This is a genomic window from Bradyrhizobium sp. SSBR45G (genome assembly GCF_030159255.1).
GTDB lineage: Bacteria > Pseudomonadota > Alphaproteobacteria > Rhizobiales > Xanthobacteraceae > Bradyrhizobium.
This window is the reverse complement of the sequence record NZ_BSCT01000054.1, coordinates 15,059-40,453: the sequence shown is the minus strand read 5'-3', so window position 1 is coordinate 40,453 and position 25,395 is coordinate 15,059. Positions and strand designations below refer to the sequence as shown.

The following is a 25,395-nucleotide window of genomic DNA, read 5'->3' as shown; positions in this document are numbered from 1 at the left end:
ATGAAACGCGGCGCAAACCTCTTAGCCCGAGGCGAAGTGTGAATCCGGTAGCCCCCGCGCGCGGGGGAGGGCGGGGTGGGGGCACCGCGCGGGCAGTCCCGCCGGAGCGTTCCGCCACCCGCATCGCATCTTCGATGCGATGCGACCTCCCCCGCAAGCGGGGGAGGCGCTGACCGCAATCGTCGCAAGCCGTGTGCCCAACACGGAAACGACTTGCCAATCAGATCTCCTTCTTCTGCATCGCGCCCGCGATGTAGTCGGCCTGGCGGATCGCCAGGGCCACGATGGTCAGCGTGGGATTGCACGCCGCGCCCGTGGTGAACTGGCTGCCGTCGGACACGAACAGGTTCTTGATGTCGTGGGTCTGGCCGAACTTGTTGACGACGCCGTCCTTGGCCTTCTCGCTCATCCGGTTGGTGCCGAGATTGTGCGTCGAGGGATAGGGCGTGGTCGGGTAGGTGACCGTGGCGCCGACCGCCTCGTAGATCGCCGAGCCCTGCTTGTAGGCATGCGCCCGCATCGCGACGTCGTTGGGATGATCGTCGAAATGCACGGACGCCACCGGCATTCCGAACTTGTCCTTCGCGGCCGGATCGAGCGTGATGCGGTTGGTCTCCTGCGGCATGTCCTCGCCGACCAGCCACATGCCGGCCATGCGCGGATAGGTCTCCATCGCCGCGGTGAAGCTGCGGCCCCAGGCGCCGGGATTGAGGAACGCGGCCATGAAGGGCAGGCCGAGCGACAAGGTCTCCATCTCGTAGCCGCCGACGAAGCCGCGCTTCGGATTGAACGCCGCCTCGTCGCGGACGATGCCGGCCATCGTCGTGCCGCGATACATGTGCACGGGATTTTCGAACGTCGCATAGACGCTGCCGGTCATGTGCCGCATGTAGTTGCGGCCGACCTGGCCCGACGAGTTGGCAAGGCCATCCGGGAACAGGTTCGAGGCGCTGTTGAGCAGCAGCCTGGGGCTCTCGATCGAGTTGCCGGCGACGGCGACGATGCGGGCCTTCTGCAGCTGCATCTTGCCCTGGCTGTCGGCATAGACCACGCCGGTCACCTTGCCCGAGGCATCATGCTCGATCTTGATCGCCATGCTGCCGGGGCGCACTTCGAGATTGCCGGTGGCCTCGCCCTTCGGGATCTCGGTGTACAAGGTCGACCATTTCGCACCGGACTTGCAGCCCTGGAAGCAGAAGCCGATCTGCTGGCAGGCGCCGCGGCCGTCGCGCGGCTGCGAGTTGATCGCCATGTTGCCGGTGTGCACGGTCTTGTAGCCGAGCTTGCGGGCGCCGGCTTCGAGGACCTTGAAGTTGTTGTTGCCGGGCAGGCCGGGAATGTCGTTGGTGCGGGTCACGCCCATCTTGAACTCGGCCTTGGCGTACCATGGCTCCATCTCGGTGAGCGTCACCGGCCAGTCCAGCAGGCTGGTGCCGGGCACGCCGCCATAGGTGGTGCGGGCCTTGAACTCGTGCTCATCGAAGCGCAGCGAGGCGCCGGCCCAGTGCACCGTCGAGCCGCCGACCGCCTTCACGATCCAGGCCGGCAGATTGGCGAAGTCCTTCGCCACGCGCCAGTTGCCGGACGTGGTGCGCATGTCGGTCCAGGCGAGCTGGGTGAAGCTCTCCCATTCGTCGTTGATGAAGTCGGGAATCTCGTAGCGATTGCCGGCTTCGAGAATGACGACCTTGATGCCCTTCTGCGCGAGCTCGTTGCCCAAGGTGCCGCCGCCGGCGCCCGAGCCGATAATGACGACGACGCTCGAATCGGTCTGATCGAATTTGGCCATGGTGGTTTCCTCCGTGTTCTCTTTGTTGTTCGCCGGCGTCAGGCTTTCGGCAGCCAGTCGATGTCGGAGAAGCCACGGTTGATGTAGCCGCCATGCTCGGCGGATGAGCCCTCGTAGCCGAACTTCGGCCAGAGCTCCTTCTGATTGTACAGCGACACCACGAGGTCGCCGCGGATGGTCTTGAAGAAGGTCGTCTGCTCGATACCCTGCAAGAGCGCGACGCGGTCGACCTCCCACGGCACCTGCGCATACGGCACCTTGTGGCGGTCCTTCGCATCCTGGTCGAGCCGGGCAATGCCGTCATTGATCATCGCCTTGACGGCGGCGTCCTCGGCCGCCTTGTCGTCCCAGGGCTTGACGGCCGTGATGTAGTAGCGGTCGGCAAGGAAGTCGTGCGGGTAGATGTCGCGTGCGACCTTCACCAAGGTCTTCAGCGTAGCCGGCGTCAGCGCCTTGGCATCTTCGGCCCAGGCATCGGTGACGCTGAGGCCGGTTGCCGAGGCGACGGCCGCGGCCGGCACCGTCGCAGCCGCGCCCTTGAGAAAGACGCGGCGGTCGTATTTGTTGCGGCGATCGACTTCTCTCATGGCACTTTCCTCCGTTTGTTTTTTACTTGTGTCGTGTCGTAGTTCCTTGGCCTCAGCCGAACCGGCCGCCGCGCTGGATCACCTCGATCTTGTAGCCGTCGGGATCGCTGACGAAGAAGAAGCGCGCGAGCGTTGCGCCGTTGTGCTTGAAATCGCGCAGCGGACCCGGCGCGAGGTTCTCGCGCTCGAAGCGGGCATGCTCGGCGTCGAGGTCGTCGACCACCACCGCAAGATGGCCATAGCCATCGCCGAGCGTGTAGGGCTCCTTGCGGTCGAAATTGACGGTGAGCTCGACTTCGAACGGCGACGACGGATGGCGCAGATAGATCAGCGCGAAACCGTCGAAGCGCAGATTGTCGGCGATCTCCAGGCCGAAGGCGCGCTTGTAGAAGTCGAGCGCCCTGGCCTCGTCGAGCACGCGGATCATGGAATGGACGGGCTTGGCCATCTCAATTGTCCTTCAGATAGGTGATGATCGCGGCGCGCACGTCGGGCTTGGCCTGGCGGTAGGCCATCACGGCGCCGGGGATCAGCTCTTGCGGATTGGTCAGCCAGGCGTCGAGCTTGGCTTCGTCCCAGGTGAAGTCGGCCTTGGCGAAGCCGGCCGAATAGCGGAAGCCCTCGACCGAGCCGGCGCGGCGGCCGACGACCTTCGCCAGTGGCGGTCCCTGGCGCACAGGCTCAGCGCTGCTCAACGTGTGGCAGACGCCGCATTGCTGCTTGAACAAGGTCGCGCCGTCGGCGGGCTTCGGGGCGGGCAGCGCCATCTGCGCAGATACGATCGTGGTGCTCAGCACCGCGCACACGAATGACCCGCAGAGAAGAAGCGCATATTGCGCCGCACGCCGTCCCGACATCGATCCTCGCTCGCGATTTTCTCCGAGCGTAGGTCGCAGCCGGCGCGCCGTGGTAGTAGCCGGCTGTTTCGCGAGGAACAAAGCGTGCGCAGGTGGGTGCAGCGCGGAATGTGCGTCAGCAATCCAGACTGATCGTCATGCCATCGATCGTCGACGCAGCGGCACGAGATTTGAAGGTGCTAAGATCAAGCGTGGGCAGGTCGTTTTGCATCACGCTGCGGACGTCTCTCGCTCGACTATGATGATCGCCAACTAATCGTCGAACCGGCGCCCGCCGCGACCGGCCTTGACGTCGCTGCGGATCTTCTTGCCCTCGAGCCGGCGCTGCTTGGAGCCGAAGGTCGGCTTGGTCGGGCGCCGCACCTTCGGCCTGATCATCGCCTCCTTCAACAGCGTGACGAGACGGTCGATCGCATCAGCCTTGTTGCGCTCCTGGGTGCGGAAGCGCTCGGCCTGGATCACGATGACGCCGTTCTTGGTCATGCGCTGGCCGGCCAGCCGCGCCAGCCGTGCCGTCGCATCCTCGGGCAGGGTGATCCGGCTGGTATCGAAGCGCAGCTGCGCCGAGGTCGACAGCTTGTTGACGTTCTGGCCGCCGGGGCCGGAGGCGCGCACGAACGTGATCTCGATGTCGTCTTCGTTGATGGCGAGGTCGCGGGAAATCCGCAGCATGGGGCACCAGTGGAATCGAGGTTTTCGCGCGCACCATAGCGGGTTTAGGGGAGGTGTGCGCGGGTTCACATCGCCGGCATCGTTGGCTCGGGACCGTCATCACGATCTCCGCTGTCATCCCGGCGAACGCCGGGATCCATAACCCCAGGGAGTGGTTTGGGGCAGGCTGGTCGTTGACACCTGCCGCCTCACGTCGGCTGCGGCGTATGGATCCCGGATCGGCGCAGCGCCGCGCTGGCGCGCGTCGCGGCTTGTCCGGGACGACAGCGAGGGTGGGATGGTATGCACGGCTCAAACAGCGATCGACATGGCTTCGCGCTCTCGCGGCATCTCACGCCCGAGGCTTGCGTTCGTCATGGCCCTCGCGAACATGCAGAGGGCGCGGGGAATGCCGGGCGCTGGCCGCACCCATGGCCCGCCTGCTTAAAAAATGCAGGCGGCAGGTACCACAGGTTCAGCCGAGACATCCCGGCATTCCCCGCGCGATGGGTTTCACGCTTATACGCAGTCTCCCTGGTGCGCCGGGCTTGTTGGCCACCATGATCCGCGCGGCGCGTTAGCGCCGTCGCGAACGTGACACCAGCGTCGGGGTGTCAGGACCCTGCGACTTCACGTCCGCGACAGATCGTTCGTCCGCGCCCTCGATGAGAAGACGCTGCGATCCCTCGCGGCCACCGCTCCCCGCCTCGCGTGTCGTGACGATCGCGCGCAACGCCCCTCCGCAGTGAGGCGGGATGGGCGGAGATAATCATGAATTCCGAAAAATAGCAAGATGATTATTTTAATCGGAAGCCTACGCGTGGTCCTCCGCTGTCGTCCCGGGCAAGCCGTCAGCGACGCGAAGCGGGGCTGACGGCGCCGACTCGGGACCCATACGCCGCAGCCGACGTGAGGCGGCAGGTGCCAATGACCAGTCTGCCCCAAACCTCGCCCTGGGGGGTATGGGTCCCGGCTCAAGGCCGGGACGACACCGTTTTTGTGGCGCCGGCGGCGGTCAGCCGCGATCGATCGTCAGGGTCGGGCTTGTCCCGCCGCGTGGTTGAATCCGCTTCGGCGCGGTGAAGGTGCGGCCATCCACGCTGCCGACGACCTGAAAAACGTGGATGCCCGGGACAAGCCCGGGCATGACGGAGTAACTAACAGCCATTGTGCAGCGCTGAAAGCAGGGCGACGAGCGCCCTGTGCTACGCTCAGTTCGTCTTCGTCACCGGCGCCGTTGGCGGCACCTGCGCCGGCTCCGCCGAAGCCTGCGGCGTGCGGCCGACCACCGCGGTCAGCAGACCCTGGCTCCAGAGCTGCTTGGCCGCTTTCTTGGCGTCGTCGAGCGTCACCGCGTTGACGATCTCGCTGCGCTTCTCGATGTAGTCGATCGGCATCTTGTCGAGCTGGTATTGCAGCAGCGCCTGGGCGAGCTTGGAGGAGGTGTCGAGCGCCAGCATCTGCGAGCCGTTGATGTAGGACTTGGCCTCGTCGAGCTCCTGCTGGGTCGGGCCTTCGTCGGCGATGCGGCGGATTTCCTGCTCGACGGCGGCGATGGTCTCGCCGGCGCGGTCGAAGCGGGTCGCCGTGTTGCCGATGAACAGGGCGGAATGATCCATCCACAGCAGCGCGTCATAGACGGAGTAGGCGAGGCCGCGCTTCTCGCGCACTTCCTTGTACAGCCGCGACGACAGGCCGCCGCCGCCGAGGATGTGGTTGACGACATAGGCCGCCATGAAGTTGGGGTCGTGGCGGCGGATGCCGGGGCCGCCGAAGGTGATCACGGTCTGCGGCACGTCGAGCGCGACCAGCACGCGCTGCGGCGGCTTGGCGGCGGCGACGTCGGGCACCGGCGTCAGCTCGGCCTTGGCCGGCAGGCTGCCGAAGGTCTGGTCCAGGAGCTTGCCGAGCGTGGCCGGATCGACGTCGCCGACGACGGCGACCTTCAGCGTGTCCTTGGCGAGCACGCGGCGGGTGTAATCCTTGAGATCGTCGACGGTGATGGCCGGCACGCTGTCGAGCGTGCCGTTGGCCGGCCGGCCATAGGGGTGGTTGGGGAAGGCGAGCTCGAGGAACTTGCGTCCCGCCAGCGAGCTCGGATTGGTCGTCTCGCGGCGCAGGCCTGAGATCACCTGGGAGCGGACGCGCTCGACATCGGCGCTGTCGAAATGCGGCGAGGTCAGCGCCGTGCGCAGGAGGTCGAAGGCTTCGTCCTTGTTGTCGCGCAGCATGCGCAGCGAGCCGCGGAAATTGTCGCGCGCCACCTGGAAGGAGAGCTCGATCGCACGGCGGTCGAGCCGTTCATGGAAGGTCTTGGAGTCGAGATCGCCGGAGCCCTCGTCGAGCAGATCGGCGACGAGATTGCCGACCCCGGGCTTTCCGGCCGGATCCTGCGTGGCGCCGCCCTCGAAGGCGTACTCCATCGCGATCAAGGGCACGGTGGCGTCCTGCACGAACCAGGCCTCGATGCCGCCGGGCGAGACCAGGCGCTGGATCTTGGTGGCGGCCTGGGCGGCCGGTGCGAGCGTGAACGCCGCGGTGGCGACGGTGAGTGCGCAGGCGACGCGGCGGGCGAAGGTCATTGTGTTCATCACGACCGCTTCTCCTCGCGCTTGGCGGCATTGTCCTTGATCAGATAGCCGGTGACCGAGCGCTTCTTGTCGAGCCATTTCTGCGCGGCGGCGCGGACCTGCTCGGCGGTCACGGCGCGGATGCGATCCGGCCAGCTTCGGATGTCCTCGATGCTCAGCCCGGTGGTCAGGCCGCCGCCATACCAGCGCGCCATCGTCGCCTGGTTGTCCTGGGCGTAGATTGCCTCGGCAATGAGCTGCGTCTTGACCCGTTCGAGGTCCTCGGCGCGCACCGGATTCTGGGCGATCTCGGCGATGACGCTGTCGACCACGGCCTCCACCTGGGCGAACTCGACGCCGGGTCGCGGCGCCACCGCGACGGAGAACTGGCTCGGATCGAGCGAGGTGCCCTGATAGGACGCGCTGGCGTTGACCGCGAGCGGCTTGTCGACGACGAGTGCGCGGTAGAGATAGGAGTTGCTGCCGCTGCCCATCAGCTGCGCCAGCACATCGAGGGCTGCGGATTCGCCGGTCGCTGCGGTCGTGGCCGAGGGCACCAGATAGAAGCGGCGCATCGACGGCTGTTCGACATGCGGATCGGCCAGCGTGACCGTGCGCGGCGCGATCGGCTCCGGCTCCTGCGGTCGCAGCCGGCGTGCGGGGATGTCGGCCTGCGATGGGACCTTGGCGAAGGTCTGCTCGACCAGCGGCCGGACCTCCTTGGCGTCGGTATCGCCGGCAATCACCAGGATCGCGTTGTTCGGCGCGTAAAAGCGGCGGTAGAACGCCAGCGCATCCTCGCGGCTGAGCTTCTCGATCTCGGGCTTCCAGCCGATCACCGGGCGGCCGTAGGGATGATTGACGTAGAGCGCCGCCATGACCTGCTCGTTGAGGCGGGCTTCCGGCGAGTTGGCGACGCGCATGTTGTACTCTTCGAGCACGACATCGCGCTCGGGCAGCACGTTCTCGTCCTTCAGCACCAGGCCGGTCATGCGGTCGGCCTCGAACTCCATCATCCTCGGCAATTGGTCGCGCGGCACGCGCTGGAAGTAGCCGGTGTAGTCGACCGAGGTGAAGGCGTTCTCATTGCCGCCGATCTTCAGCACGGTCTTGGAGAACTCGCCGGCCGGATGCTTCTCGGTGCCCTTGAACATCAGATGCTCGAGGAAGTGCGCCAGCCCCGATTTGCCGGGCGTCTCGTCGGCGGAGCCGACCTTGTACCAGATCATCTGGGTGACCACCGGCGTGCGGTGATCCTGGATCACGACGACCTGCAGGCCATTGGGGAGGGTGAAGCTGGCGGGGGGCTCGGAGGCGAACGTGGTTTGCGCCGACGCGCCGGCCGTGAACGCAAGGAGGGAGACGAGCGCGGCGGCGACGGAGTTGAACCGGTGCGAGGACATCATGATCCTTCTGAAGGCCCGCGAGGTCGGGCGATCGGGTTGGGGCGCAGCATGCTACACCGCGCGGAACGGAGCCCGGCGTCACAAAGAGGCGATGGCATCGTGCCGTCGCAAGACATTAAATTTCGCTAACGGCCAAGCCGCCGGTCAATCCGGGGCGCCCCGGTGAGGCCAGCCGCCTCACCGTTCCTTGCCGGTCATGATGTCCAACTGCTTGGCGCCGAGCGGCTCCTTCGGGCCGGTGCCATAGGCGTAATTCGGCGACGGGGTCTGGTAGCCCGGGGGCGGCTGGGTCAGGCTCTCGCGCTGCGGCTCGGAGCTGAACTTGGCCTCCTCCTTGTCATTACCCTTGAACATGCCGAACAGGCCGCCCTTGAAGCCGAGCTGCGACGGGCTCAGCATCGGGTTGTTGGTCACGCCGGGCTGCACCGGCTCGGTCTGCTTGGCCGAAGCGGTGCGGCCCATCTTCATCTCGGCCGGGGTCAGCTGACGGGACGAATTGGCGGGGTCCTTGATCTCCTTCTTGCGGGCCGCGGCGGCGGCGCGGCGCTGCTGCTCGTCCGGGTCCTTCGGCCAGTTCGGCGCGGTCGCCTTGGCCTCGGAGGCCGGCGGGGGGAGATCGATCTTGGGCGGCACCACCAGCGGCGAGCGCTCGCGGTAATTGATGGTCGGCGTCTCCATGTTGGTGCCGCCGAGGCCGCGCATCAGGTTGTCGACGATCTTCTCTTCGAAGGTCTTGTCGTCCTCTTCGTCGTCCTGGGCGCGGGCGGCGCCGGCGGCCATGACGAGCCCGATGCCGAGCGCGACGGCGGACAGCCGCAGGGTACGAAGGGCTGCGTGGGTCATGATGCGGCCACTGACTTCGGTCTTGCGCATGGCTTGTCCTGTCCTCGCTTGTCCAGTGCTGGCTTGTCCAGTGCTCGTGCTCCGACGAACCGGCCGCTGCCCGACCGATTTGCACCCGCGCCCTGCGCGGCTCGTCCGGTCACCGGCCGATCCCGAAAACGTGAAGAACGTCAGTCTCTTGACACCCGGATCGGCACCGGCCGGTATCGACCCGGATCAGGGCGCTTTTGCGGCATGGACCCCAAAGAAGGAGTCATACAGCAGGGCCGCCACCCCGGCAACGATGGCCACGTCGGCCAGATTGAAGATGTACCAGTTATAGACGGTGCCGCCGATCTCGACGTGGAACAGCGCGAAATCGACCACCGCGCCATAGGCCAGCCGGTCGATGCCGTTGCCGATGGCGCCGCCGATGATCATGCCGAGCGCCGTCGTGGCCAGCTTCGTCTCCGAGCGCGCCATCCAGACCGCCAGCAGCACCACGGCCACAGCCTTCACCGCCATCAGCCCATATTGCGCCAGCGCGCTCTCGTTCTGCAGCCAGCCGAAGCTGATGCCGATGTTCCAGGCCAGATACAGGTCGAAGAACGGCGCGACCTTGACCGTGCCGCGGTTGGCGAGGTCGAACACATACAGCAGCCACAGCTTGGAGGCCTGGTCGAGCACCAGGGTGACGAAGCCGGCGAGGAGGCCGAGGCGGAGGCGGGGGGTCATCGGGTGAGCGCGATCATGCGAAGCAACTCGCGGCAAATACCGCTGTCGTCCCGGCGAACGCCGGGACCCATACCGCGTGATGTGTGTTGGCGGAGAAAGTCTGGGTCATCGTCCTTCGTCAACATGAACGCCGGTGGTTATGGGTCCCCGCGTTCGCGGGGACGACGATTGTGGGTGTCGTAGGCGGCTGGGCAGCCTCACGCGAGAAGCCGCCGCTGCCTGTTGGGTCGAGACGTTTCCACAATCTCTGCTGTCGTCCCGGCGAATGCCGGGACCCATACCGCGTGATGTGTGTTGGCGGAGCAAGTCTGGGTCATCGTCCTTCGTCAACATGAACGCCGGTGGTTATGGGTCCCGGCGTTCGCCGGGACGACAGTTGTGGGTGTCGCGCGGTCACGCGTCACATACCGACGCCCAGCGCCTTCCACTCCCGCAGCGCTTGCGCGTCGCGCGGGGAGACGTCGGGATAGTCCTTGTCGTCGCCGACGCTCTCCAGGATCTTCCAGGAGCGGGCGCATTTGCGGCCGACCGCCTTCTCCACCACCACGGCGACACCCGGCACCGCATCGAGCCGGAACGCGCCCTCCGGTGCCTCGCCTTCGCGGACCTCGTAGTTCGAGGTGATGCAGATTTCGGCGAGATCCGTATCGAACAGCGTGCCGAGCAGCGAGCGGTCCGCGACGTAGATGATCGGCGAGGCTTCGAGCGAGGAGCCGATGGTCTTGGCGGCGCGCGCGAGCTCCAGCGCGCCGGTGACGACGCGGCGGACGTTGCGGATGGTCTCCCACTTCGCGGCGAGCGCATCGTCGCGATAGCCGTCCATCGCATCCGGGAACAGCGTCAGATGCACCGACGGCGCGGCGTCGGGGCGAACCATCCGCCACGCCTCGTCGGTGGTGAAGGACAGCACCGGCGCCAGCCATTTCAGGATCGCGTCGCAGATCAGGTCGATCGCGGTCAGCGCCGCCTTGCGCGCCACCGAGGACGGCGGATCGCAATACAGCGTGTCCTTGCGGATGTCGAAATAGAACGCCGACAGCTCGGTGTTCATGAACGCCGCGAGCGAGGAGATCACCGTCTTGTAGTCGAACGCGGCATAGGCGCGGCCGATGACTTCGGCATGCTGGCCGAGCTGATGCAGCATCAGCCGCTCCAGCTCCGGCATGTCGGCGAAGGCGACCGCGTCGCTGCGCTTGTAGTGATGCAGGGTGCCGAGCATCCAGCGGATCGAGTTGCGCAGCTTGCGGTAGGTCTCGATGGTGTTCTTCAGGATCTCCGGGCCGATGCGCTGGTCGTCGGCATAGTCGGTCGCGCACACCCACAGGCGGAGGATGTCGGCGCCGGAATCCTTGATCACCTTCTGCGGTTCGATGGTGTTGCCGAGCGATTTCGACATCTTGCGGCCGTTCTCGTCGAGCGTGAAGCCGTGCGTGAGCACGACGTCATAGGGCGCACGGCCGCGGGTGCCACAACTCTCCAGCAGCGAGGAGTGAAACCAGCCGCGATGCTGGTCGCTGCCTTCCAGGTACATCACCGTGTCCTGGCCGCCATCGACCTTGCGCTTGATGCCGGAGAGGCCGGGGAAGTGCACGGGGTCTTCGAGCACGAAGGCGTGGGTCGAGCCGGAATCGAACCAGACGTCGCAGATGTCGTCGACCTTCTTCCAGTCTTCGTTCGCACGCGATCCGAGGAAGCGCTCGCGCGCGCCGTCGGCGTACCAGGCGTCGGCGCCTTCCTTGGCGAAGGCGTCGGTGATGCGGGTGTTGACGGTTTCGTCCTGCAGGATCTCGGCGGAGCCGTCGGCCTTCTCGCGCACGAACACGGCGATCGGAACGCCCCAGGCGCGCTGACGCGAGATCACCCAGTCCGGGCGGTTGGCGATCATGCCGGTGATGCGGTTCTGGCCGGCGGCCGGCACCCATTGCGTGACCGAGATCGCGTGCAGCGCGCGGGCGCGCAGCGTGTCGCCGGACTTGGCCTTGCCGTCATCGGCAATGTCCTTGTCCATCGCGATGAACCATTGCGGCGTGTTGCGGAAGATCACCGGCTTCTTGGAGCGCCAGGAATGCGGGTACTGATGCTTCAGCCGGCCGCGCGCGAGCAACTGGCCTGCCTCGGTCAGCGCCTTGATGACCGCCTCGTTGGCGTCGCCCTTCTCGCCCTTGTCATTGATGACCCGCTTGCCGGTGAAGCCGGGGGCATGATCGGTCAGCGCGCCGTTCTCGTCGACGGTGTAGGGGATCGTGGTCGCGATGCCCCTGCCGTCGAGCTCGCGCGCGTTGGCCATCCAGACGTCGAAGTCCTCGCGGCCGTGGCCGGGCGCGGTGTGCACGAAGCCGGTGCCGGTGTCGTCGGTGACGTGGTCGCCCGGGAGCAGCGGCACCACGAAGTTGTAGCCGCCGGCGAGACCCTTGAACGGATGCGCGCATTCGACCGCATCCAGCGTGTCGCCGGGGATGTCGCGGACCTTCTCGAACGACGTCACGCGCGCCTGCTTGAACACGCTCTCGGCGAGCGCGTCGGCCAGGATCAGCTTGTCGCCGGTCTTCGCCCAATTATCGGCGGGCGCGTCGGTGACCTCATAGAGGCCATAGGCGATCTTGGGCGAGAACGAGATGGCGCGGTTGCCGGGCAGGGTCCAGGGCGTGGTGGTCCAGATCACTACGGAGGCACTGGCGAGCGCGCCATGCGCCGGCGAGGTCACCGGAAACTTCACCCACACCGTGTCGGACTGATAGTCCTCGTACTCGACCTCGGCCTCGGCCAGCGCGGTCTTCTCGACCACGCTCCACATCACCGGCTTGGAGCCGCGATACAGCGTGCCGTTGGCGGCGAACTTCATCAGCTCGCGCGCGATCTGCGCCTCGGCCGGATAGGTCATGGTGGCGTAGGGATGGTCCCAGTCGCCGATCACGCCGAGACGCTTGAACTCCTCGCGCTGCACGTTGAGCCAGTGGTCGGCATAGGCGCGGCACTCGCGGCGGAACGCGACCATGGCGGCGCTATCGCGGAAGTCGGGCTTGGTCTTGCCCTTCTTGCGATAGTTCTCCTCCTCGATCTTCCACTCGATCGGCAGGCCGTGGCAGTCCCAGCCCGGCACGTAGTTGGAATCGTGGCCGAGCATCTGCTGGCTCTTGGTCACGACGTCCTTGAGGATCTTGTTCAGCGAATGCCCGATATGGATGTTGCCGTTGGCGTAGGGCGGGCCGTCATGCAGGACGAATTTCGGCCGTCCCTTGGCGGTCGCGCGCAGCTTGCCGTAGAGGTCGATGTCGTTCCAATATTTCAGGATCTCCGGCTCGCGCTGCGGCAGGCCGGCGCGCATCGGGAAATCCGTCTGCGGCAGGTACAGGGTCTTGGAATAGTCGGCGGCGTCGGACTTTTGCGGCTTCTCGGACATCTTGATCTGGCTTGATGAGCTCAAAGAGGGGCGCTGAGGCGCGATCTGCGATCGCGGGCGGCGGAACGAGCAGAGACATCCCGGTCTTGCGCCGAGCTCGAAAAGCTCAGGCGGAAGCCGGGCCGCTAATGCCGATGATGCGCCGTATCAACATGGGGCTCCCTCATAGCAGCCGGATGGCGAAATCGCAAAGCGATCGTGCGCCGGCCCGGAGCCGGTCGAGGGCTCAGCCGATCTCGCCGAGGCGGGGGAAGAGACCGGCGTTCGCCGCCAGCAGGGCGCGGGCCTTGGCGCTGTCGTCGTCCATCTGCCGGATCAGGGCCTCGATCGAGGTGAATTTGGCCTCCTCGCGGATGAAGCCGATGAAGGCGACATCCAGCACCTCGCCATAGAGGCTGTCCTTGAAATCGAACAAAAAGGTTTCCAGCAGCGGCGCGCCATTGTCGAAGGTCGGCCGGCGGCCGAAATTGGCGACGCCGTCGATCAGCACCCGCTCAGTGCCGCGGCCGCGCCCGACGCGGACGGCGTAGATGCCGTGGCGCAGCCCGCAATCGCGGTCGAGCCGCATGTTGGCGGTGGGGTAGCCGAGGTCGCGGCCGCGCTTCTCGCCGTGGATCACCTCGGAGGTCACGAACCAAGGGCCGCCGAGCATGGCGGTCGCCTCGGAGACCTGGCCCTCGGCGAGGGCCTCGCGGATCGCGGTCGAGGACACCGGCCGCTCGTCGATGTCGACATGGGCCTGGATATCGACCTCGATGCCGAGCTTCGGGGCCTCGTTGGCGAGCAGGCTGGGCGAGCCGACGCGCCCTTTGCCGAAATGGAAGTCGTAGCCGACCGCGATTCCGGCGACGCCGAGCCGGCCGATCAGATCATGGTGAATGAAATCCTGCGCCGAGGTCTGGGCCCGGCCCTTGTCGAAGGTCATCACCACGGCACCGGTGAGCCCGGCGCCGGCCAGCAGCCGCAGCTTGGCGGTCTCGTCGGTGAGCCGGAACTGGGGGGTATTGGGGCTGAAGAAGCGCCGCGGATGCGGCTCGAAGGTCAGCGCCAGCGCCGGGCGCCCCCTGGTCTTGCCCATCTCGATGGCGGCGCCGATCACGGCCCTGTGGCCGAGATGCACGCCGTCGAAATTTCCCATGGCCACCACCGCGCCCTTGAGGATGTCCTGTGGCGGGGTGGAATCGCGGATGATCGTGAAAGCGGACATGTGACGGAAATATCTCGCAGATTTCGAAAGACCGCCAGCCGGCGGGGGGTGGCTCCGACGGTGGGCGGCCGGCCTGCCGAAGTCAAGCCGGAGGGGTTCCCCGGCTCATGCAGTGCAGCAATAGCGACATGCAGCGGTGGTGCAGTTAACGCGCTGTTTAACGGCTGGTGCTACTCCTGAGACTGGATGGCGGGGTCGCTGAAGACCTGAGCCTAAAGAGCGTTTTGGTAACAGTCTCGCGTTGTGTTCGCGTCTGGGGGAGTCAAGATGGCGGTTGATTTGACGATGCCGGTGCTCGTCGTCGACGATTACAGCACCATGATCCGGATCATCAGGAATCTGCTGAAACAGATTGGGTTCGAGGACATCGACGATGCGAGCGACGGTTCGATGGCGCTCAACAAGATGCGCGCCAAGAAGTACGGCCTCGTGATCTCCGATTGGAACATGGAGCCGATGACCGGCTATGACCTGCTCCGCGAGGTCCGCGCCGATCCGAATCTGGCGACCACGCCGTTCATCATGATCACGGCGGAATCCAAGACCGAGAACGTGATCGCGGCCAAGAAGGCCGGCGTGAACAACTACATCGTCAAGCCGTTCAACGCGGCGACGCTGAAGACCAAGATCGACGCCGTCTTCCCGGACATGGCGACGGCCTGACACCGGCCTGATCTGCTCCAGAAAGAAATACGCCCGGCGCTGAGCCGGGCGTTTTGCGTTTTACGATCCGCTCACCATTTCAGCTCGCGCATCAGCGCCCGTGGCGGATGGCCGAACAGCTCCTTGACCGAGGCCGGATCGAGCTGCTCGACGCCGGCGAATTCCTCGGAATGGATGCCGCGGGTCACGAACAGGCAGTCGATGCCGAAGCCATGCGCGCCGGCGAGATCGGTGCGGACGGAATCGCCGATCGCCAGCACCTCCTCGCGGCCGACCGGCCGGCCGGCATGCTGCTCGGCCAGCATCATGGCCCGCTCGTAGATCGGCCGGTGCGGCTTGCCGTAGAAGATCACCTCGCCGCCCAACTCGCGATAGAGCTCGGCGATGGCGCCGGCGCAGTAGATCAGGCGGTCGCCGCGCTCGACCACGATGTCCGGATTGGCGCAGATCAGCGGCAGCTTGCGCTCGCGGGCGCGCAGCAGCATCGGCCGGTAGTCCTCGGCGGTCTCGGTCTCGTCGTCATAGAGGCCGGTGCAGATGATGTAGGAGGCCTCCTCGAGCGGCGACAGCGCCAGCTCGAGGCCGCGATGGATCGAGTTGTCGCGCTCGGGGCCGAGCCAGAACACCTTGCCGCCCGGATGGTCGGCGACGTAATGGCGCGTCAGGTCGCCGGACGAGACGATGGCGCTGTAGACGTCGTCGGCGACGCCGAGCTTGCGCAACTGCCGCTGCACCGAATCGGCCGGCCGCGGGGCATTGGTGATGAGGATCACCGTACCGCCCTCGCGCCGGAAGCGATGCAGCGCCTCGCAGGCCTCGGGGAAGGATTCCAGCCCATTATGGACCACGCCCCAGATGTCGCTCAGCAGCACCCGCTTGCGGCCGACCAGGTCACGCAGCCGCTGTTCAAAGCGCAGGGCGGTCATGGCAGGCGCCGCAGATCAGATGGTCCCGGCGATCCGGCGGGCCAGCGCGGCATTGCCGCTGCGCGTCGCGGCGTTGGTGTTCGACACGTCGAGGGTGGTGGGGCCGGCGGCATTGGGGTCCTGAATCTTGATGTCCTGCCCACCTGCAGGGCCGGCAGCGGGCTCGCCGGTAGCAGATGCGCCCTCCGGTCGCAATGGCCGGGGCGGCGCGAACAGGAAGCCCTGGCCGAACCGCACGTCATAGTCGAGCAGGTCGACGACGCTGCTCTCGCCCTCGATCCGCTCGGCGATCAGGTCGATGCCGAAACGGCCCAGCAGGTCGGATAGATCGGTCGGATGGATGTCGGACAACGAGCTCTGCTTGGGATCGAGCAGCAGTGCCGCCGGCACCTTGATGAAGCGGACGCCGCGATCGGCGAGCTCGCGCGGCTCAAACCGGAGGTCGGTGACATGGTCGATCGAGAAGCGGTAGCCGCGCTGCGCCAGGGCGGCGAGATGCTCGGTCTCGGTCGGTCCCAGGCTGCGGAGGGTCGACTGCTTGAACTCCAGCACGAAGGAGGGCGCCAGCGCCCGGTTGGCTTCGAGGAAGTCGAGGCATTGGGCGAAGCTCGCGGGGCTGCTCAGGGTCGCCGACGAGAGGTTGCAGAAGATCCCGACATCCTTGTTGCGCACCATCAGGCGGCGCAGCACCTGAACACAGCGAAGCAGCACCATGTGGTCGATGCGGCCGACCAGGCCCGCCGCCTCCGCGATGCCGATGAAGTCCTCAGCCGCCACGATCTGGTCGCGCTCGTCGCGAAGCCGCGTCACCGCCTCGTAGAACCGGACCTTGCGCTGCGGCAGCGTCACCAGCGGCTGCAGGTAGATGTCGAGACGGTTGTCCTCGATCGCGCCTTTGACCGCGGCGAGGATCTGCGGCTGACTGCGCGGCACCGACGGGATGGCGTGCGCCGGCGGAGGGGACGTTGCGATCGGGGGCATTGCCGGCGCGGCGGTCACGGGCGGAGCGACCGGCGCTCTCGACACCGCGGCCGGAGCCGGTGCGGCGCTGAACGTGGCGGTTGCTTCTCTCGGCTTGATGTCGTGGGTCTCTGGCGAGGCGGCCCTCGCATCCGGGTAGACGGGGGACGCCACGGGCGCGGCGACCGGAGGGCTGACGTCGCGGGCCGGCGCCGGGGCGCTGTCGACAGCTGCCGCCGCGGCCGGAGGGATGGCGGCGATCAGATCCTCATGCTGGGACACGGTGACCGCGAGCTGCTTCATCAAGCCGCCGAGCTCGTTGATCTCGCCGATCACACCCTGCAGGCGGTCGGCGCTGACCGAGTTCGACGACACCATGCGTCCTTCGACGGCGGACAGGCGACGGCCGAACTCGGCGACCTGGCGCGCGAGATCCGCGGTGCCGCGCGAGAGATCAGCGATCTGGCTGCCGACGTCGGAGCGGTCGCGCAGCCGCATCGACACGGCGTTGTAGAGGATCAGAAAGGTCAGCGCGGCCAGCGAGACGATCGCGGATTCGGATCCACTGATGCCGGCCACCGAGTACAGGATCAGGCCGAGCGACGCCGCGACCAGAACCATGCAGATGGCGATGAAAATCGTGGAGATACGAATCATGCTGCGCGACGCTCCCAACCGAACACAACCTTAGCACCTCTGCTGATTCGCGAGGATAGTCGGCAGGATTCAAATACCGGACAGCGCGGTGGATTTCCGCGCTACGTGTCATTTACGCAAGTTTTCGTGTCGAAGTGGAGTTTAATCGTAGTGCCGCCCGCCCGTAGAACAACGGAGATGCGCTCAAGCCCCGGTGCGAAACGTTCCGACACAATGGGCCAGCGACAGGTGTCGCGGCGAAAACTGATCAGCTCAAATAAATTGTCTGATCTTGCGGCGACGACAGGCCCGATGCCGTCATGCCGTCATCACACGCTCGCGTGTCACGCGTCGCGACGGCGACGGCGCAACGCCGCGACGCCGATCAGCAGCGCCGCGACAGCGACGCCAATCGGCACATTGACGCCGCGTCCCGGTGTGCGCATGCGGTTCGAGGAAGCTGACGGCGCCAGGGGGATCGTACCCGGATCGATCTCGTCGCTGTCAGGTTCGCGCGCCACGGGCGAGGCGATCGCCACGCGCAGGCGGCTCGACAGCGAAGGATAATGCGGCGCCGGACGGCGCAGCTTGGCGGCCGCGACGATCCCGCAGATCAGCGCCATTGCGACCAGGAGGCCGCCGACCACGGCGAATGCCGTGAACAGGCCGTAGGTCATTTCCACCCAGCGGAACAGCGCGGTCAGGCCGACGATGCAGGCCGCGATCAGGAAGATCCCCGCCGTGGCGAACAGCCCGGCGGCGACCGCGTAGGACGTCACCGTGCCAGTCGCTTGGCGCGCACGGTCGCGCATGTAGGACTGGGTGGCGCGCCTGACGCGGTTGAGCCTCTGCTCGAGCCCCAATCGCAACAGCTCCCCTGGCGGTGCCAGCATGCGCGTTCTCCAAACGTCTATTCGCCGCGCGAACCGCCGGCTCGCGACATGAACGTGGAGGATTTGCGAAGGTTCCCGCCGCTCAGCTGTCAGCTATGGGGCGATCTCTTTAGGATAGACGATATCGCGATCGCACCAAAAACGAGCCGTCACGGGGGCCGAGGCCGGCGGGGTCAAGCACTTGGCGACGGCAGGCCGGAGGCCTTTCCCCGGGACGCAGCGTGAACCTGAAGGTAACTCTGCTTCGTCCGGTCATGACGCAAACGGAATGAGAAGGTCGCTCGACGATGGCTCGGTTTCTACTGCCGAAAGCTCCAGGGATGTACGATTACGGCGCCGACGCGCTCGACGGGGACGTGGACAAGGTTGCGTTCGAAGAGCCAGTGCCACATGCGCTGGAGCTCTATCCTCCCCGGGAGTGTTTTGGCGGCGGCGCTCGGGTCTCGAGCCGCAACATGCCGTCCAGACTCCGTCTGAAAGGACGCAAGCGGAAGCTGCTCGACTTCGACAACCAGTACCACATGCTCCTGGTCAGCCGCCGCTTCATTGACCTGGTCGAGGACCTTCAAAAGGACGTTCAGTATTTTCCTGTGAAATGCGTCTGGCACGACGGCTCCGAGGCCGGCCAGTTCTTCTTCTTCTTTACGACGGTGCTGCTCGATGCGGTCAACCGCGAGAAGACAAATGCCAAGTGGGTTCCGACACGCCGCGGGGGACAATGGCACCCCGAACCGTCCCAAACATTCGTATTCGACAAAGCCCGCATCGGCGACGTGCATATGTGGGTCGATCCGCACATGCCGACGGATGGTCCGCTCGTCTCCGAGGCATTGTTCAGGAGACTTCAGGACGCGGACGTCCGCTCTTTTTATGATGCTCCGCTGTTCGAAGAGGTTTGAGGATGGTTCAGATCGTCAAGGGGGGCTGCACCTGCTGGGCTCGGTCTCGCGTTGGCGAAGCGCCGGCGATAGGGGCAGCCGAAGCATTGTTGCGCGGGGAATGTGAGTGGAGCGGCCGACCGTGAAGAGGAAGTCAAAATGCGTCTCGCTTTTCCGCGCATCAAAAATCGTCAGACCGATGATGGCGCCGCGTCGATCACATTCTTGAAGGTCAACACGAGCAGGGATGTGGAGGATTCGAGTACCTGTTCAGGGTCAGGGCGCCCTCTGGCAATGTTGATGTGCATGCAACCCCAGAGATTGTCACGGACATGGCTGCCGCCCGGCAATTTGGCGAGGGTGGCGCGAATCTCTGGTCCTTGGACACGACGCAAGTGAGGACTTATGTCGAGCAGCTACGCTGCCGAACATGGACATACGTTCGAGGTGGGCCTGTTCGAGGTGCCTGCGAAGACCAGCGACGCCACGATTTTGATTTTGAGGGACGCGTTCTGCAAGCTGGTTCTCGAATGCTGGTCCTCGTTCAGATTCAACAACGCGGATGAGATCGGCGACCCATCGGACTCGTATCCGGACACGCTTCATTTTCGTGCCGGACGATCTGGATACGCGATTTCACTTCACCTTGATGGCTGCGCCAACCGGGGCTTTGCTTTGATGTTCGCTCCGGCACGATAAGACTTCTATGCGGTGGAAAAAAAATGGCGGCCTCAAGGGCCGCCATTTGATCGAGGCTCGATGTCCGCGCAGCTTACGCCACCGCCTTGATGACCTTGCCGACCTTCTCGATGATCTCGCCGATCTGGTCCTCGTTGATGATCAGCGGCGGGGTCAGCGCCAGGGTGTCGCCGGCGATGCGCAGCATCAGGTCGTTGTTGTGGAAGGCCTGCTCCATCGCGGAGTAGCCGCGCTTGCCGACCGCGTCCGGCAGGGCTGCGAGGTCGATGCCGGCGGTGAGGCCCACGGTGCGGATGTCGAGCACGTTGGGCAGGCCCTTCAGCGACATCACGGCGTCGGCGAATTTCGGCTCGATCGCCTTGGCGTGCTCGAACAGCTTGTGGTCGCGATAGATGTCGAGCGTGGCGAGGCCGGCGGCGCAGGCGATCGGATGCGCCGAGTAGGTGTAGCCATGGGTGAACTCGACCATGTGCTCCGGACCGCTCATGAAGGCGTCGTGGATGGTGTCGCGCACCAGCACGCCGCCCATCGGCGCGGCACCGTTGGTGACGCCCTTGGCGAAGGTCAGCAGGTCCGGCGTCACGCCGTAGCGCTCGGCGGCGAAGGCATGGCCGAGGCGGCCGAAGCCGGTGATGACCTCGTCGAAGATCAGCAGGATGCCGTGCTTCTGGGTGATCTCGCGCAGGCGCTTGAGATAGCCCTTCGGCGCCGGGATCACGCCGGTGGAGCCGGCCATCGGCTCGACGATGACGGCGGCGATGGTGTTGGCGCCGTGCAGGGCGACGAGATTCTCGAGCTCCTCGGCGAAGTGCGCGCCATATTCCGGCTCGCCCTTGGTGAAGGCCTGCTTCTCGCGGTCATAGGTCGCCGGGATGTGGTCGACGCCGGTCAGCAGGGTGCCGAACAGCTTGCGGTTGTTGACGATGCCGCCGACCGAGGTGCCGCCGAAGCCGACGCCGTGATAGCCGCGGACGCGGCCGATCAGGCGGGTGCGGCTGCCCTGGCCGTTGATCTGGTGATAGGCGAGCGCCATCTTCAGCGCCGTGTCGGCGGCCTCCGAGCCGGAGTTGCAGAAGAACACGTGGTCGAGGCCGGCGGGCGCGAGGTCGGCGATGCGGTTCGCCAGCTCGAACGCCTGCGGAATGCCGAACTGGAACGGCGGCGCGTAGTCGAGCGCGGCGGCCTGCTTGCCGATCGCCTCGGCGATCTCGGTGCGGCCGTGGCCGGCATTGCAGCACCACATGCCGGCGGCGGCGTCGATGATCTTGCGGCCATCGACGGTGATGTAGTGCATGTCCTTGGCGCCGGCGAGCAGGCGCGGGTTCTTCTTGAACGCGCGGTTCGCAGTGAACGGCATCCAATGCGCGGCAAGATCGTTCGGGACGGTGACGGCGGGGCGGGGGCTCTTGTCCAGCATGGGGACCTCTTCGGACGTTCAAGGTAGAATGGGCGACGGCGGCGGCATGATCCGAAAAAGCAGGCAAACCGGTTGCCGAGACTCAAGAACGGATCGTGCTTGATGGGCCTGAATGCGTACGCCGACGTCGTCAGCCGCTGATCCGGGCCAACCGCAAGCTATCAGTTTCGCGGGCAGACGGAAATGTCAAAGGTCCAGCGTTCCCGCTGCTCTGATGAGCGGTTTCCGCACAGCAACAGCAGAAAGTGCCGTTTATTGGAAGTTACTGCGTCATTTCGCGCCAGCGCGCGCTGCGCTGCTCAGACGAGGTCGCGCGCGGTGATCCAGAACACCTCGCCCTCTGACTCCTCGGTATCGAGCCACAGCAGCGGCAGGTCCGGGTAGGCGGCCTCGATCTGCGGACGGTCGCGGCCGACCTCGCACAACAGCCCGCCCTCCGCCGTCAGGTGGTCGCGGGCCGCGCCGAGGATGCGGTGGATGATGTCGAGCCCGTCGGCGCCGCCGTCGAAGGCGAGCGCCGGCTCGGCGCGGCATTCCCGGGGCAGGCCGGCCATGCCCTCGGCATCGACATAGGGCGGGTTGGTGATGATCAGGTCATAGCGGCGCTGGCTGAGCGGCGCGAACAGGTCGCCGCGGTGCAGCGAGATGCGCTCGCCGAGGTCGTAGTCGGCGACGTTCTTCGCGGCCACGGCGAGCGCGTCCTTGGAGATGTCGACCGCATCGATCATGGCGTTCGGAAAGTGGCGGCTGGCGAGGATGGCGAGGCAGCCGGAGCCGGTGCACAAATCGAGCGCGCTGTCGACGGCGAGCGGGTCGTCGATCAGCGAGGTGCCGTCAGCCTCGGCGCCGCCGAAATGCGTCTCCAGCAGCTCGCCGATGAACGAGCGCGGCACGATGACGCGCTCGTCGACATAGAACGGCAGGCCGCGCATATAGACCTTGTTGACCAGATAGGCCGCCGGCTTGCGCGTGGTGATGCGCGCCGTGACCAGGTCGATGATCGTCCTGCTCTCGGCGGCGGTGACGCGCGCGGTGATGAACGTCTCGAACTGATCGGGGCGAAGATGCAGCGCCTCGCCGATCAGGAAGGCGGCTTCCGACACCGGATCGGTGGTGCCGTGCGCGAACACGAGGTCCGCATCCTGGAAGCGGCTCACGGCATAGCGCAAATGGTCGAGCAGGCTCACCAGCTCGCCCGGATTGACCTTGGGCAGCTTCGGCGCCGGCGCCTTGCGCGGTGCTGCCGTCTTGACCGTCTTCGCCATCATTTCGTCCAGCGCGCTGCGGCGTCGTCGTCGTGGCTCTTGGCCTCGACCCAGCTGCCGCCGTCAGTGGTTTCCTCGCGCTTCCAGAACGGCGCGTTGGTCTTGAGATAATCCATCAGGAACTCGGCCGCCTCGAACGCCGCCTGGCGGTGACTCGATGCGGTGACCACGAGGACGATGTTCTCGCCGGGCGTGATGCGGCCGAAGCGGTGGATCACGGTGAGGCCCTGCAGCGGCCAGCGTGCCATCGCCTGCTCGGCGTGGCGCATGATCTCGGCCTCGGCCATGCCGGGATAATGCTCGAGCGTCAGCGCCGCGATCGGCGTGGCGTGGTCGTTGCCGCGGCACAGGCCGGAGAAGCTGACGACGGCGCCGATGTCGGTGCGGCCATGGCTGAGGGCGGCGATCTCGGCCGCGGTGTCGAAATCCTGCTGCTGCACCCGGACGGTGACAATCGCGGTCATGACTGATCTTCTGCGCTAGCGCTTCAGCCGCCGGTCATCGGCGGGAAGAAGGCGATCTCGCGGGCGCCCGCAATGGCCGTGTCCGGCTGCACATGGGTCTGGTCGATGGCGGCGCGGATCACCTTCGGCTTCTCGAACGCATAGGCGTAGCCTTCGCCGCGCTCGGTCAGCCAGGCGACCAGCTCACCCACGGTGCGCACGCTCTCGGGCGGCTCGACCGTCTCCTCGGCCTTGCCGATGCGCTCGCGCACCCAGGCGAAATACTTCACCTTCATCGCTCGTCTTCCGCGATCAGGTGGTGAATGCCGAGGCGGAAATAATCGTAGCCGGTATAGATCGTGAAGATCGCCGAGGCCCACAGCAGGACGATGCCGGTCATGGTGACCACGGGCGCCACGAGGTCGCCGGCTTCACCGGCGAGCAGGAACCCGATCGCGATCAGCTGCATCGTGGTCTTCCATTTGGCGACCTTGCTCACCGGCACGCTGACGCGCAGCGCGGCGAGATATTCGCGCAGGCCGGAGACCAGGATCTCGCGGCACAGGATCACGATCGCGGCCCACAGCGTCCAGCCATGGATGCTGTTGTCGGCGGCGAGCATCAGCAGGCAGGACGCGACCAGCAGCTTGTCGGCGATCGGGTCGAGCATGCGGCCGAACGCCGACTGCTGGTTCCAGATGCGGGCGTAATAGCCGTCCAGGTAATCGGTGACGCCGGCGGCGATGAACACGGCCACCGCGACCCAGCGCAGCCACAACGGATAGTCCATGATGGACTGCGCGTAGATACAGCCGACCACGACCGGTATCGCGGCGATGCGCGTATAGGTCAGGATGTTCGGCAGGGACGTCGATGTCTTGCTGGGCACGCGTGTGGTCGCAATATTCATCCGGTGTACCAATACTGCCGTCGTTCGAACGTCAACCTTTGAGCCGGTCCGCTCGGGCAGGATGACGCAGATATGACGCAAATCGCAACGAAGTCTTGCGGAGATAGGAACTCTCCTGCCCGATGACAAAGAGAGCGATCACGCTTCATTAAGCAACGCGACGCCGTCGCGCCAGTCTCCAGATCGGTTCGCGGCATCGGGCGGCCGATCGATCCTATTGCGATGCGGCGACAACGGTGCGACGGCGGTCCCTGCGTCAGATCGCCTCCGCCCGATGAACGGCGCACCAATGCGCCTGCCGCTCCGCGAACACGCGGTCGCGCACATAGGCCAGGGTCTCCTCGTCGAAGGTCTCGATGATTTGGAAGCTGAACGCGTCCGCGCCGTGGGTCGTCCAGGCCGCCTGCAGCCCGCCGCGGCGGTGGCCGCCCTGGCGCAGGGTGAACCACAGGCGATTCTGGATCTTGTCGAGGTCCGGCGCGCAGCCGATCCAGCGCGCGCCGGTGGCGGCGCAGGTCACGGCGAAGATGCCGGCGGGGGACTTGCGTTCCTTGTAGGCGGCGACGGCCGCCTTGCGCTGGTCGGGGGTCATGGTGGGCTCCAATTTAACCCGGGTAATTAACCCATATTTTTGCCCGGGTAAATTGCTTTTGCAGACAGCCCGCCAACTCGTCGCTTCGTTGCTGTCTCGGCTTTCACATGGTGAGCACGATGCGGCGGGTGGCATCATCCCTGGCCCAATTGCGTTCGATCGCGCTCAGCGGGATCGGGTTGACCGCGATCTCGAGCCGGGCAGGTATGGCCGCCTGCAACAACTCACCGGTGAGCGCGATGAGGCGTTCGAGTGGAATGCTGCCGATGCCGCTGCCCATCAATTCGATGGCTGATGCGCGCAGCACCGCGCTCGGCAGGGTGATGTCGCTGCCGCTGACGGAGCCGATCTGGACGAATCGGATCGGGCTCGCCTCCGCGCCCGCCTTGGCCGCTGCCACCAGCAGCCGCTCGGCGCTGGCGCCCCAGAGATAGTCGAGCACGACGTCGACACCCCCGGCGAAATGGGGCTTGAAGCGTTCCTCCAGCGCGTCGCCGTCGCCGACCAGGGGAATGACGGCGTCGGCGCCGAGCGCGGTCAGGGATTGCAGTATCGCGGCGTTGCGCCCGGTCGCGATCACCTTGCCCGCACCGAGATGCTTGGCGATCTGGACCGCGAGCCGACCGGACGTTCCGGTGGCGCCATTGATCAGCACGGTGTCGCCGGCGCCGAGGTGCGCGCGCTCGCGCAGCGCCGCCCAGGACGACAGGCCGGGGTTGGCGATGGCCGCAGCGGTGACGTCATCGAGATCATCGGGAAGAGCGAGGCATCGCGCCTTCGGCACCACCGTCTGTTCGGCCATGCCGCCATGGGGGGCCCTGGGAAGCACGAAGTAGACCCGGCGGCCGTCCTCGCAGCGGCCGACGCCATCGATCCCAGGCACGAAGGGAAACGCGCCGGTCGAGCTGTAATGCGTGCCGGAGGCGCGGGCCCTGGTGATCTGGCTGATCGCTGCGGCGGTCACGGTGATCAGGTGCTCGCCGGGAGCAGCGATCGGGTCGGTGAAATCGGCGTAGACCGGCGGCTGCCCGGCGTTCTGGACAATAGCGGCTTTCATGGTGGAGCTCCGGATATATGTGTATAATGCAC

Annotated in this window: 24 protein-coding genes; 3 read left to right on the top strand and 21 right to left on the bottom strand. The window is 66.0% G+C overall.

What is annotated here, in order from left to right; all coding sequences use genetic code 11:
* Nucleotides 1-220: 220 nt before the first annotated feature.
* From QQL87_RS35120 to QQL87_RS35070, 11 genes are all read right to left on the bottom strand, one after another.
* A complete protein-coding gene (locus tag QQL87_RS35120; RefSeq protein WP_284423671.1) occupies nucleotides 221-1,789 on the bottom strand; it encodes a GMC family oxidoreductase in 1,569 nt (522 codons plus the stop codon).
* 38 nt (nucleotides 1,790-1,827) lie between these two features.
* The gene (locus QQL87_RS35115; protein ID WP_284423670.1) at nucleotides 1,828-2,376 is read right to left on the bottom strand and encodes a gluconate 2-dehydrogenase subunit 3 family protein; all 549 of its coding nucleotides are present in this window, start codon (nucleotides 2,374-2,376) and stop codon (nucleotides 1,828-1,830) included.
* Between the two features lie 52 nt (nucleotides 2,377-2,428).
* A complete protein-coding gene (locus QQL87_RS35110; protein ID WP_284423669.1) occupies nucleotides 2,429-2,824 on the bottom strand; it encodes a VOC family protein in 396 nt (131 codons plus the stop codon).
* Nucleotide 2,825: 1 nt separating this feature from the next.
* Nucleotides 2,826-3,143, bottom strand: coding sequence for a c-type cytochrome (locus tag QQL87_RS35105; protein ID WP_349817313.1), 318 nt, complete (start codon nucleotides 3,141-3,143; stop codon nucleotides 2,826-2,828).
* A 342-nt stretch (nucleotides 3,144-3,485) separates the two neighbouring features.
* The gene (gene arfB / locus QQL87_RS35100) at nucleotides 3,486-3,905 is read right to left on the bottom strand and encodes an alternative ribosome rescue aminoacyl-tRNA hydrolase ArfB (RefSeq protein WP_284423667.1); all 420 of its coding nucleotides are present in this window, start codon (nucleotides 3,903-3,905) and stop codon (nucleotides 3,486-3,488) included.
* A 1,190-nt stretch (nucleotides 3,906-5,095) separates the two neighbouring features.
* Entirely contained in the window at nucleotides 5,096-6,475 is a 1,380-nt protein-coding gene (locus tag QQL87_RS35095; RefSeq protein ID WP_284423666.1) for a M16 family metallopeptidase, read from the bottom strand.
* Nucleotides 6,475-7,857, bottom strand: a complete 1,383-nt coding sequence (locus QQL87_RS35090; protein ID WP_284423665.1) for a M16 family metallopeptidase — start codon at nucleotides 7,855-7,857, stop codon at nucleotides 6,475-6,477. Before QQL87_RS35090 ends, QQL87_RS35095 begins: the two co-directional genes overlap by 1 nt.
* Before the next feature lie 180 nt (nucleotides 7,858-8,037).
* A complete protein-coding gene (locus QQL87_RS35085) occupies nucleotides 8,038-8,703 on the bottom strand; it encodes a hypothetical protein (protein ID WP_284423672.1) in 666 nt (221 codons plus the stop codon).
* Between the two features lie 216 nt (nucleotides 8,704-8,919).
* A complete protein-coding gene (lspA, locus tag QQL87_RS35080) occupies nucleotides 8,920-9,417 on the bottom strand; it encodes a signal peptidase II (RefSeq protein WP_284423664.1) in 498 nt (165 codons plus the stop codon).
* Nucleotides 9,418-9,817: 400 nt separating this feature from the next.
* Nucleotides 9,818-12,817, bottom strand: coding sequence for an isoleucine--tRNA ligase (gene ileS / locus QQL87_RS35075; RefSeq protein WP_284423663.1), 3,000 nt, complete (start codon nucleotides 12,815-12,817; stop codon nucleotides 9,818-9,820).
* A 226-nt stretch (nucleotides 12,818-13,043) separates the two neighbouring features.
* Nucleotides 13,044-14,024 carry a bifunctional riboflavin kinase/FAD synthetase gene (locus QQL87_RS35070; protein ID WP_284423662.1) on the bottom strand — a complete coding sequence of 327 codons (981 nt, stop codon included), beginning with the start codon at nucleotides 14,022-14,024 and terminating at the stop codon, nucleotides 13,044-13,046.
* Between the two features lie 267 nt (nucleotides 14,025-14,291).
* On the opposite strand from QQL87_RS35070, the gene QQL87_RS35065 reads away from it, so the two are divergent.
* The gene (locus tag QQL87_RS35065; RefSeq protein ID WP_006613531.1) at nucleotides 14,292-14,687 is read left to right on the top strand and encodes a response regulator; all 396 of its coding nucleotides are present in this window, start codon (nucleotides 14,292-14,294) and stop codon (nucleotides 14,685-14,687) included.
* 71 nt (nucleotides 14,688-14,758) lie between these two features.
* Here the strand turns inward: QQL87_RS35065 and QQL87_RS35060 are convergent, their stop codons facing one another.
* The 3 genes from QQL87_RS35060 to QQL87_RS35050 form a co-directional block, all read right to left on the bottom strand.
* Nucleotides 14,759-15,613 (bottom strand): TIGR01459 family HAD-type hydrolase, encoded by an 855-nt coding sequence (locus QQL87_RS35060; protein ID WP_284423661.1) that lies wholly within the window; start codon nucleotides 15,611-15,613, stop codon nucleotides 14,759-14,761.
* A 15-nt stretch (nucleotides 15,614-15,628) separates the two neighbouring features.
* Nucleotides 15,629-17,230: an EAL domain-containing protein gene (locus QQL87_RS35055; protein ID WP_284423660.1), complete on the bottom strand. Its 1,602-nt coding sequence runs from the start codon at nucleotides 17,228-17,230 to the stop codon at nucleotides 15,629-15,631.
* Between the two features lie 323 nt (nucleotides 17,231-17,553).
* Entirely contained in the window at nucleotides 17,554-18,102 is a 549-nt protein-coding gene (locus QQL87_RS35050; RefSeq protein WP_284423659.1) for a phage holin family protein, read from the bottom strand.
* A gap of 320 nt (nucleotides 18,103-18,422) precedes the next feature.
* Between QQL87_RS35050 and QQL87_RS35045 the strand changes: the two genes are divergently transcribed.
* On the top strand, nucleotides 18,423-19,001 hold the full coding sequence (locus QQL87_RS35045; protein WP_284423658.1) for an imm11 family protein: 579 nt from the start codon (nucleotides 18,423-18,425) through the stop codon (nucleotides 18,999-19,001).
* A gap of 384 nt (nucleotides 19,002-19,385) precedes the next feature.
* Nucleotides 19,386-19,679 carry a hypothetical protein gene (locus QQL87_RS35040; protein ID WP_284423657.1) on the top strand — a complete coding sequence of 98 codons (294 nt, stop codon included), beginning with the start codon at nucleotides 19,386-19,388 and terminating at the stop codon, nucleotides 19,677-19,679.
* Between the two features lie 73 nt (nucleotides 19,680-19,752).
* Here the strand turns inward: QQL87_RS35040 and aptA are convergent, their stop codons facing one another.
* The 7 genes from aptA to QQL87_RS35005 all read right to left on the bottom strand — a co-directional run bounded on the left by aptA (nucleotide 19,753) and on the right by QQL87_RS35005 (nucleotide 25,363).
* Nucleotides 19,753-21,096, bottom strand: a complete 1,344-nt coding sequence (gene aptA, locus QQL87_RS35035) for an omega-aminotransferase AptA (protein WP_284423656.1) — start codon at nucleotides 21,094-21,096, stop codon at nucleotides 19,753-19,755.
* 299 nt (nucleotides 21,097-21,395) lie between these two features.
* Nucleotides 21,396-22,364, bottom strand: coding sequence for a 50S ribosomal protein L3 N(5)-glutamine methyltransferase (gene prmB, locus QQL87_RS35030; RefSeq protein ID WP_284423655.1), 969 nt, complete (start codon nucleotides 22,362-22,364; stop codon nucleotides 21,396-21,398).
* Nucleotides 22,361-22,825, bottom strand: a complete 465-nt coding sequence (locus QQL87_RS35025) for a molybdenum cofactor biosynthesis protein MoaE (protein WP_284423654.1) — start codon at nucleotides 22,823-22,825, stop codon at nucleotides 22,361-22,363. The genes prmB and QQL87_RS35025 overlap by 4 nt, the downstream gene beginning before the upstream one ends.
* Before the next feature lie 23 nt (nucleotides 22,826-22,848).
* A complete protein-coding gene (moaD, locus tag QQL87_RS35020) occupies nucleotides 22,849-23,100 on the bottom strand; it encodes a molybdopterin converting factor subunit 1 (RefSeq protein ID WP_284423653.1) in 252 nt (83 codons plus the stop codon).
* Nucleotides 23,097-23,714 carry a CDP-diacylglycerol--glycerol-3-phosphate 3-phosphatidyltransferase gene (gene pgsA, locus QQL87_RS35015; protein ID WP_284423652.1) on the bottom strand — a complete coding sequence of 206 codons (618 nt, stop codon included), beginning with the start codon at nucleotides 23,712-23,714 and terminating at the stop codon, nucleotides 23,097-23,099. The genes moaD and pgsA overlap by 4 nt, the downstream gene beginning before the upstream one ends.
* A 256-nt stretch (nucleotides 23,715-23,970) precedes the next feature.
* Entirely contained in the window at nucleotides 23,971-24,306 is a 336-nt protein-coding gene (locus tag QQL87_RS35010; RefSeq protein ID WP_284423651.1) for a GIY-YIG nuclease family protein, read from the bottom strand.
* A gap of 103 nt (nucleotides 24,307-24,409) precedes the next feature.
* Entirely contained in the window at nucleotides 24,410-25,363 is a 954-nt protein-coding gene (locus tag QQL87_RS35005; protein WP_284423650.1) for a quinone oxidoreductase family protein, read from the bottom strand.
* Between the last annotated feature and the right edge of the window lie 32 nt (nucleotides 25,364-25,395).

Bases quoted from the DNA above. Each gene is read 5' to 3' on its own strand.
- arfB (WP_284423667.1), bottom strand. From the start codon at position 3,905: ATGCTGCGGATTTCCCGCGACCTCGCCATCAACGAAGACGACATCGAG.
- QQL87_RS35110 (WP_284423669.1), bottom strand. From the start codon at position 2,824: ATGGCCAAGCCCGTCCATTCCATGATCCGCGTGCTCGACGAGGCCAGG.
- QQL87_RS35090 (WP_284423665.1), bottom strand. From the start codon at position 7,857: ATGTCCTCGCACCGGTTCAACTCCGTCGCCGCCGCGCTCGTCTCCCTC.
- QQL87_RS35050 (WP_284423659.1), bottom strand. From the start codon at position 18,102: ATGCTGGCACCGCCAGGGGAGCTGTTGCGATTGGGGCTCGAGCAGAGG.
- QQL87_RS35010 (WP_284423651.1), bottom strand. From the start codon at position 24,306: ATGACCCCCGACCAGCGCAAGGCGGCCGTCGCCGCCTACAAGGAACGC.
- moaD (WP_284423653.1), bottom strand. From the start codon at position 23,100: ATGAAGGTGAAGTATTTCGCCTGGGTGCGCGAGCGCATCGGCAAGGCC.
- QQL87_RS35095 (WP_284423666.1), bottom strand. From the start codon at position 6,475: ATGAACACAATGACCTTCGCCCGCCGCGTCGCCTGCGCACTCACCGTC.
- lspA (WP_284423664.1), bottom strand. From the start codon at position 9,417: ATGACCCCCCGCCTCCGCCTCGGCCTCCTCGCCGGCTTCGTCACCCTG.
- QQL87_RS35070 (WP_284423662.1), bottom strand. From the start codon at position 14,024: ATGTCCGCTTTCACGATCATCCGCGATTCCACCCCGCCACAGGACATC.
- ileS (WP_284423663.1), bottom strand. From the start codon at position 12,817: ATGTCCGAGAAGCCGCAAAAGTCCGACGCCGCCGACTATTCCAAGACC.
- QQL87_RS35005 (WP_284423650.1), bottom strand. From the start codon at position 25,363: ATGAAAGCCGCTATTGTCCAGAACGCCGGGCAGCCGCCGGTCTACGCC.
- QQL87_RS35115 (WP_284423670.1), bottom strand. From the start codon at position 2,376: ATGAGAGAAGTCGATCGCCGCAACAAATACGACCGCCGCGTCTTTCTC.
- QQL87_RS35025 (WP_284423654.1), bottom strand. From the start codon at position 22,825: ATGACCGCGATTGTCACCGTCCGGGTGCAGCAGCAGGATTTCGACACC.
- QQL87_RS35105 (WP_349817313.1), bottom strand. From the start codon at position 3,143: ATGGCGCTGCCCGCCCCGAAGCCCGCCGACGGCGCGACCTTGTTCAAG.
- QQL87_RS35120 (WP_284423671.1), bottom strand. From the start codon at position 1,789: ATGGCCAAATTCGATCAGACCGATTCGAGCGTCGTCGTCATTATCGGC.
- QQL87_RS35065 (WP_006613531.1), top strand. From the start codon at position 14,292: ATGGCGGTTGATTTGACGATGCCGGTGCTCGTCGTCGACGATTACAGC.
- QQL87_RS35040 (WP_284423657.1), top strand. From the start codon at position 19,386: ATGTCGAGCAGCTACGCTGCCGAACATGGACATACGTTCGAGGTGGGC.
- QQL87_RS35085 (WP_284423672.1), bottom strand. From the start codon at position 8,703: ATGACCCACGCAGCCCTTCGTACCCTGCGGCTGTCCGCCGTCGCGCTC.
- QQL87_RS35055 (WP_284423660.1), bottom strand. From the start codon at position 17,230: ATGATTCGTATCTCCACGATTTTCATCGCCATCTGCATGGTTCTGGTC.
- prmB (WP_284423655.1), bottom strand. From the start codon at position 22,364: ATGATGGCGAAGACGGTCAAGACGGCAGCACCGCGCAAGGCGCCGGCG.
- pgsA (WP_284423652.1), bottom strand. From the start codon at position 23,714: ATGAATATTGCGACCACACGCGTGCCCAGCAAGACATCGACGTCCCTG.
- aptA (WP_284423656.1), bottom strand. From the start codon at position 21,096: ATGCTGGACAAGAGCCCCCGCCCCGCCGTCACCGTCCCGAACGATCTT.
- QQL87_RS35060 (WP_284423661.1), bottom strand. From the start codon at position 15,613: ATGACCGCCCTGCGCTTTGAACAGCGGCTGCGTGACCTGGTCGGCCGC.
- QQL87_RS35045 (WP_284423658.1), top strand. From the start codon at position 18,423: ATGTACGATTACGGCGCCGACGCGCTCGACGGGGACGTGGACAAGGTT.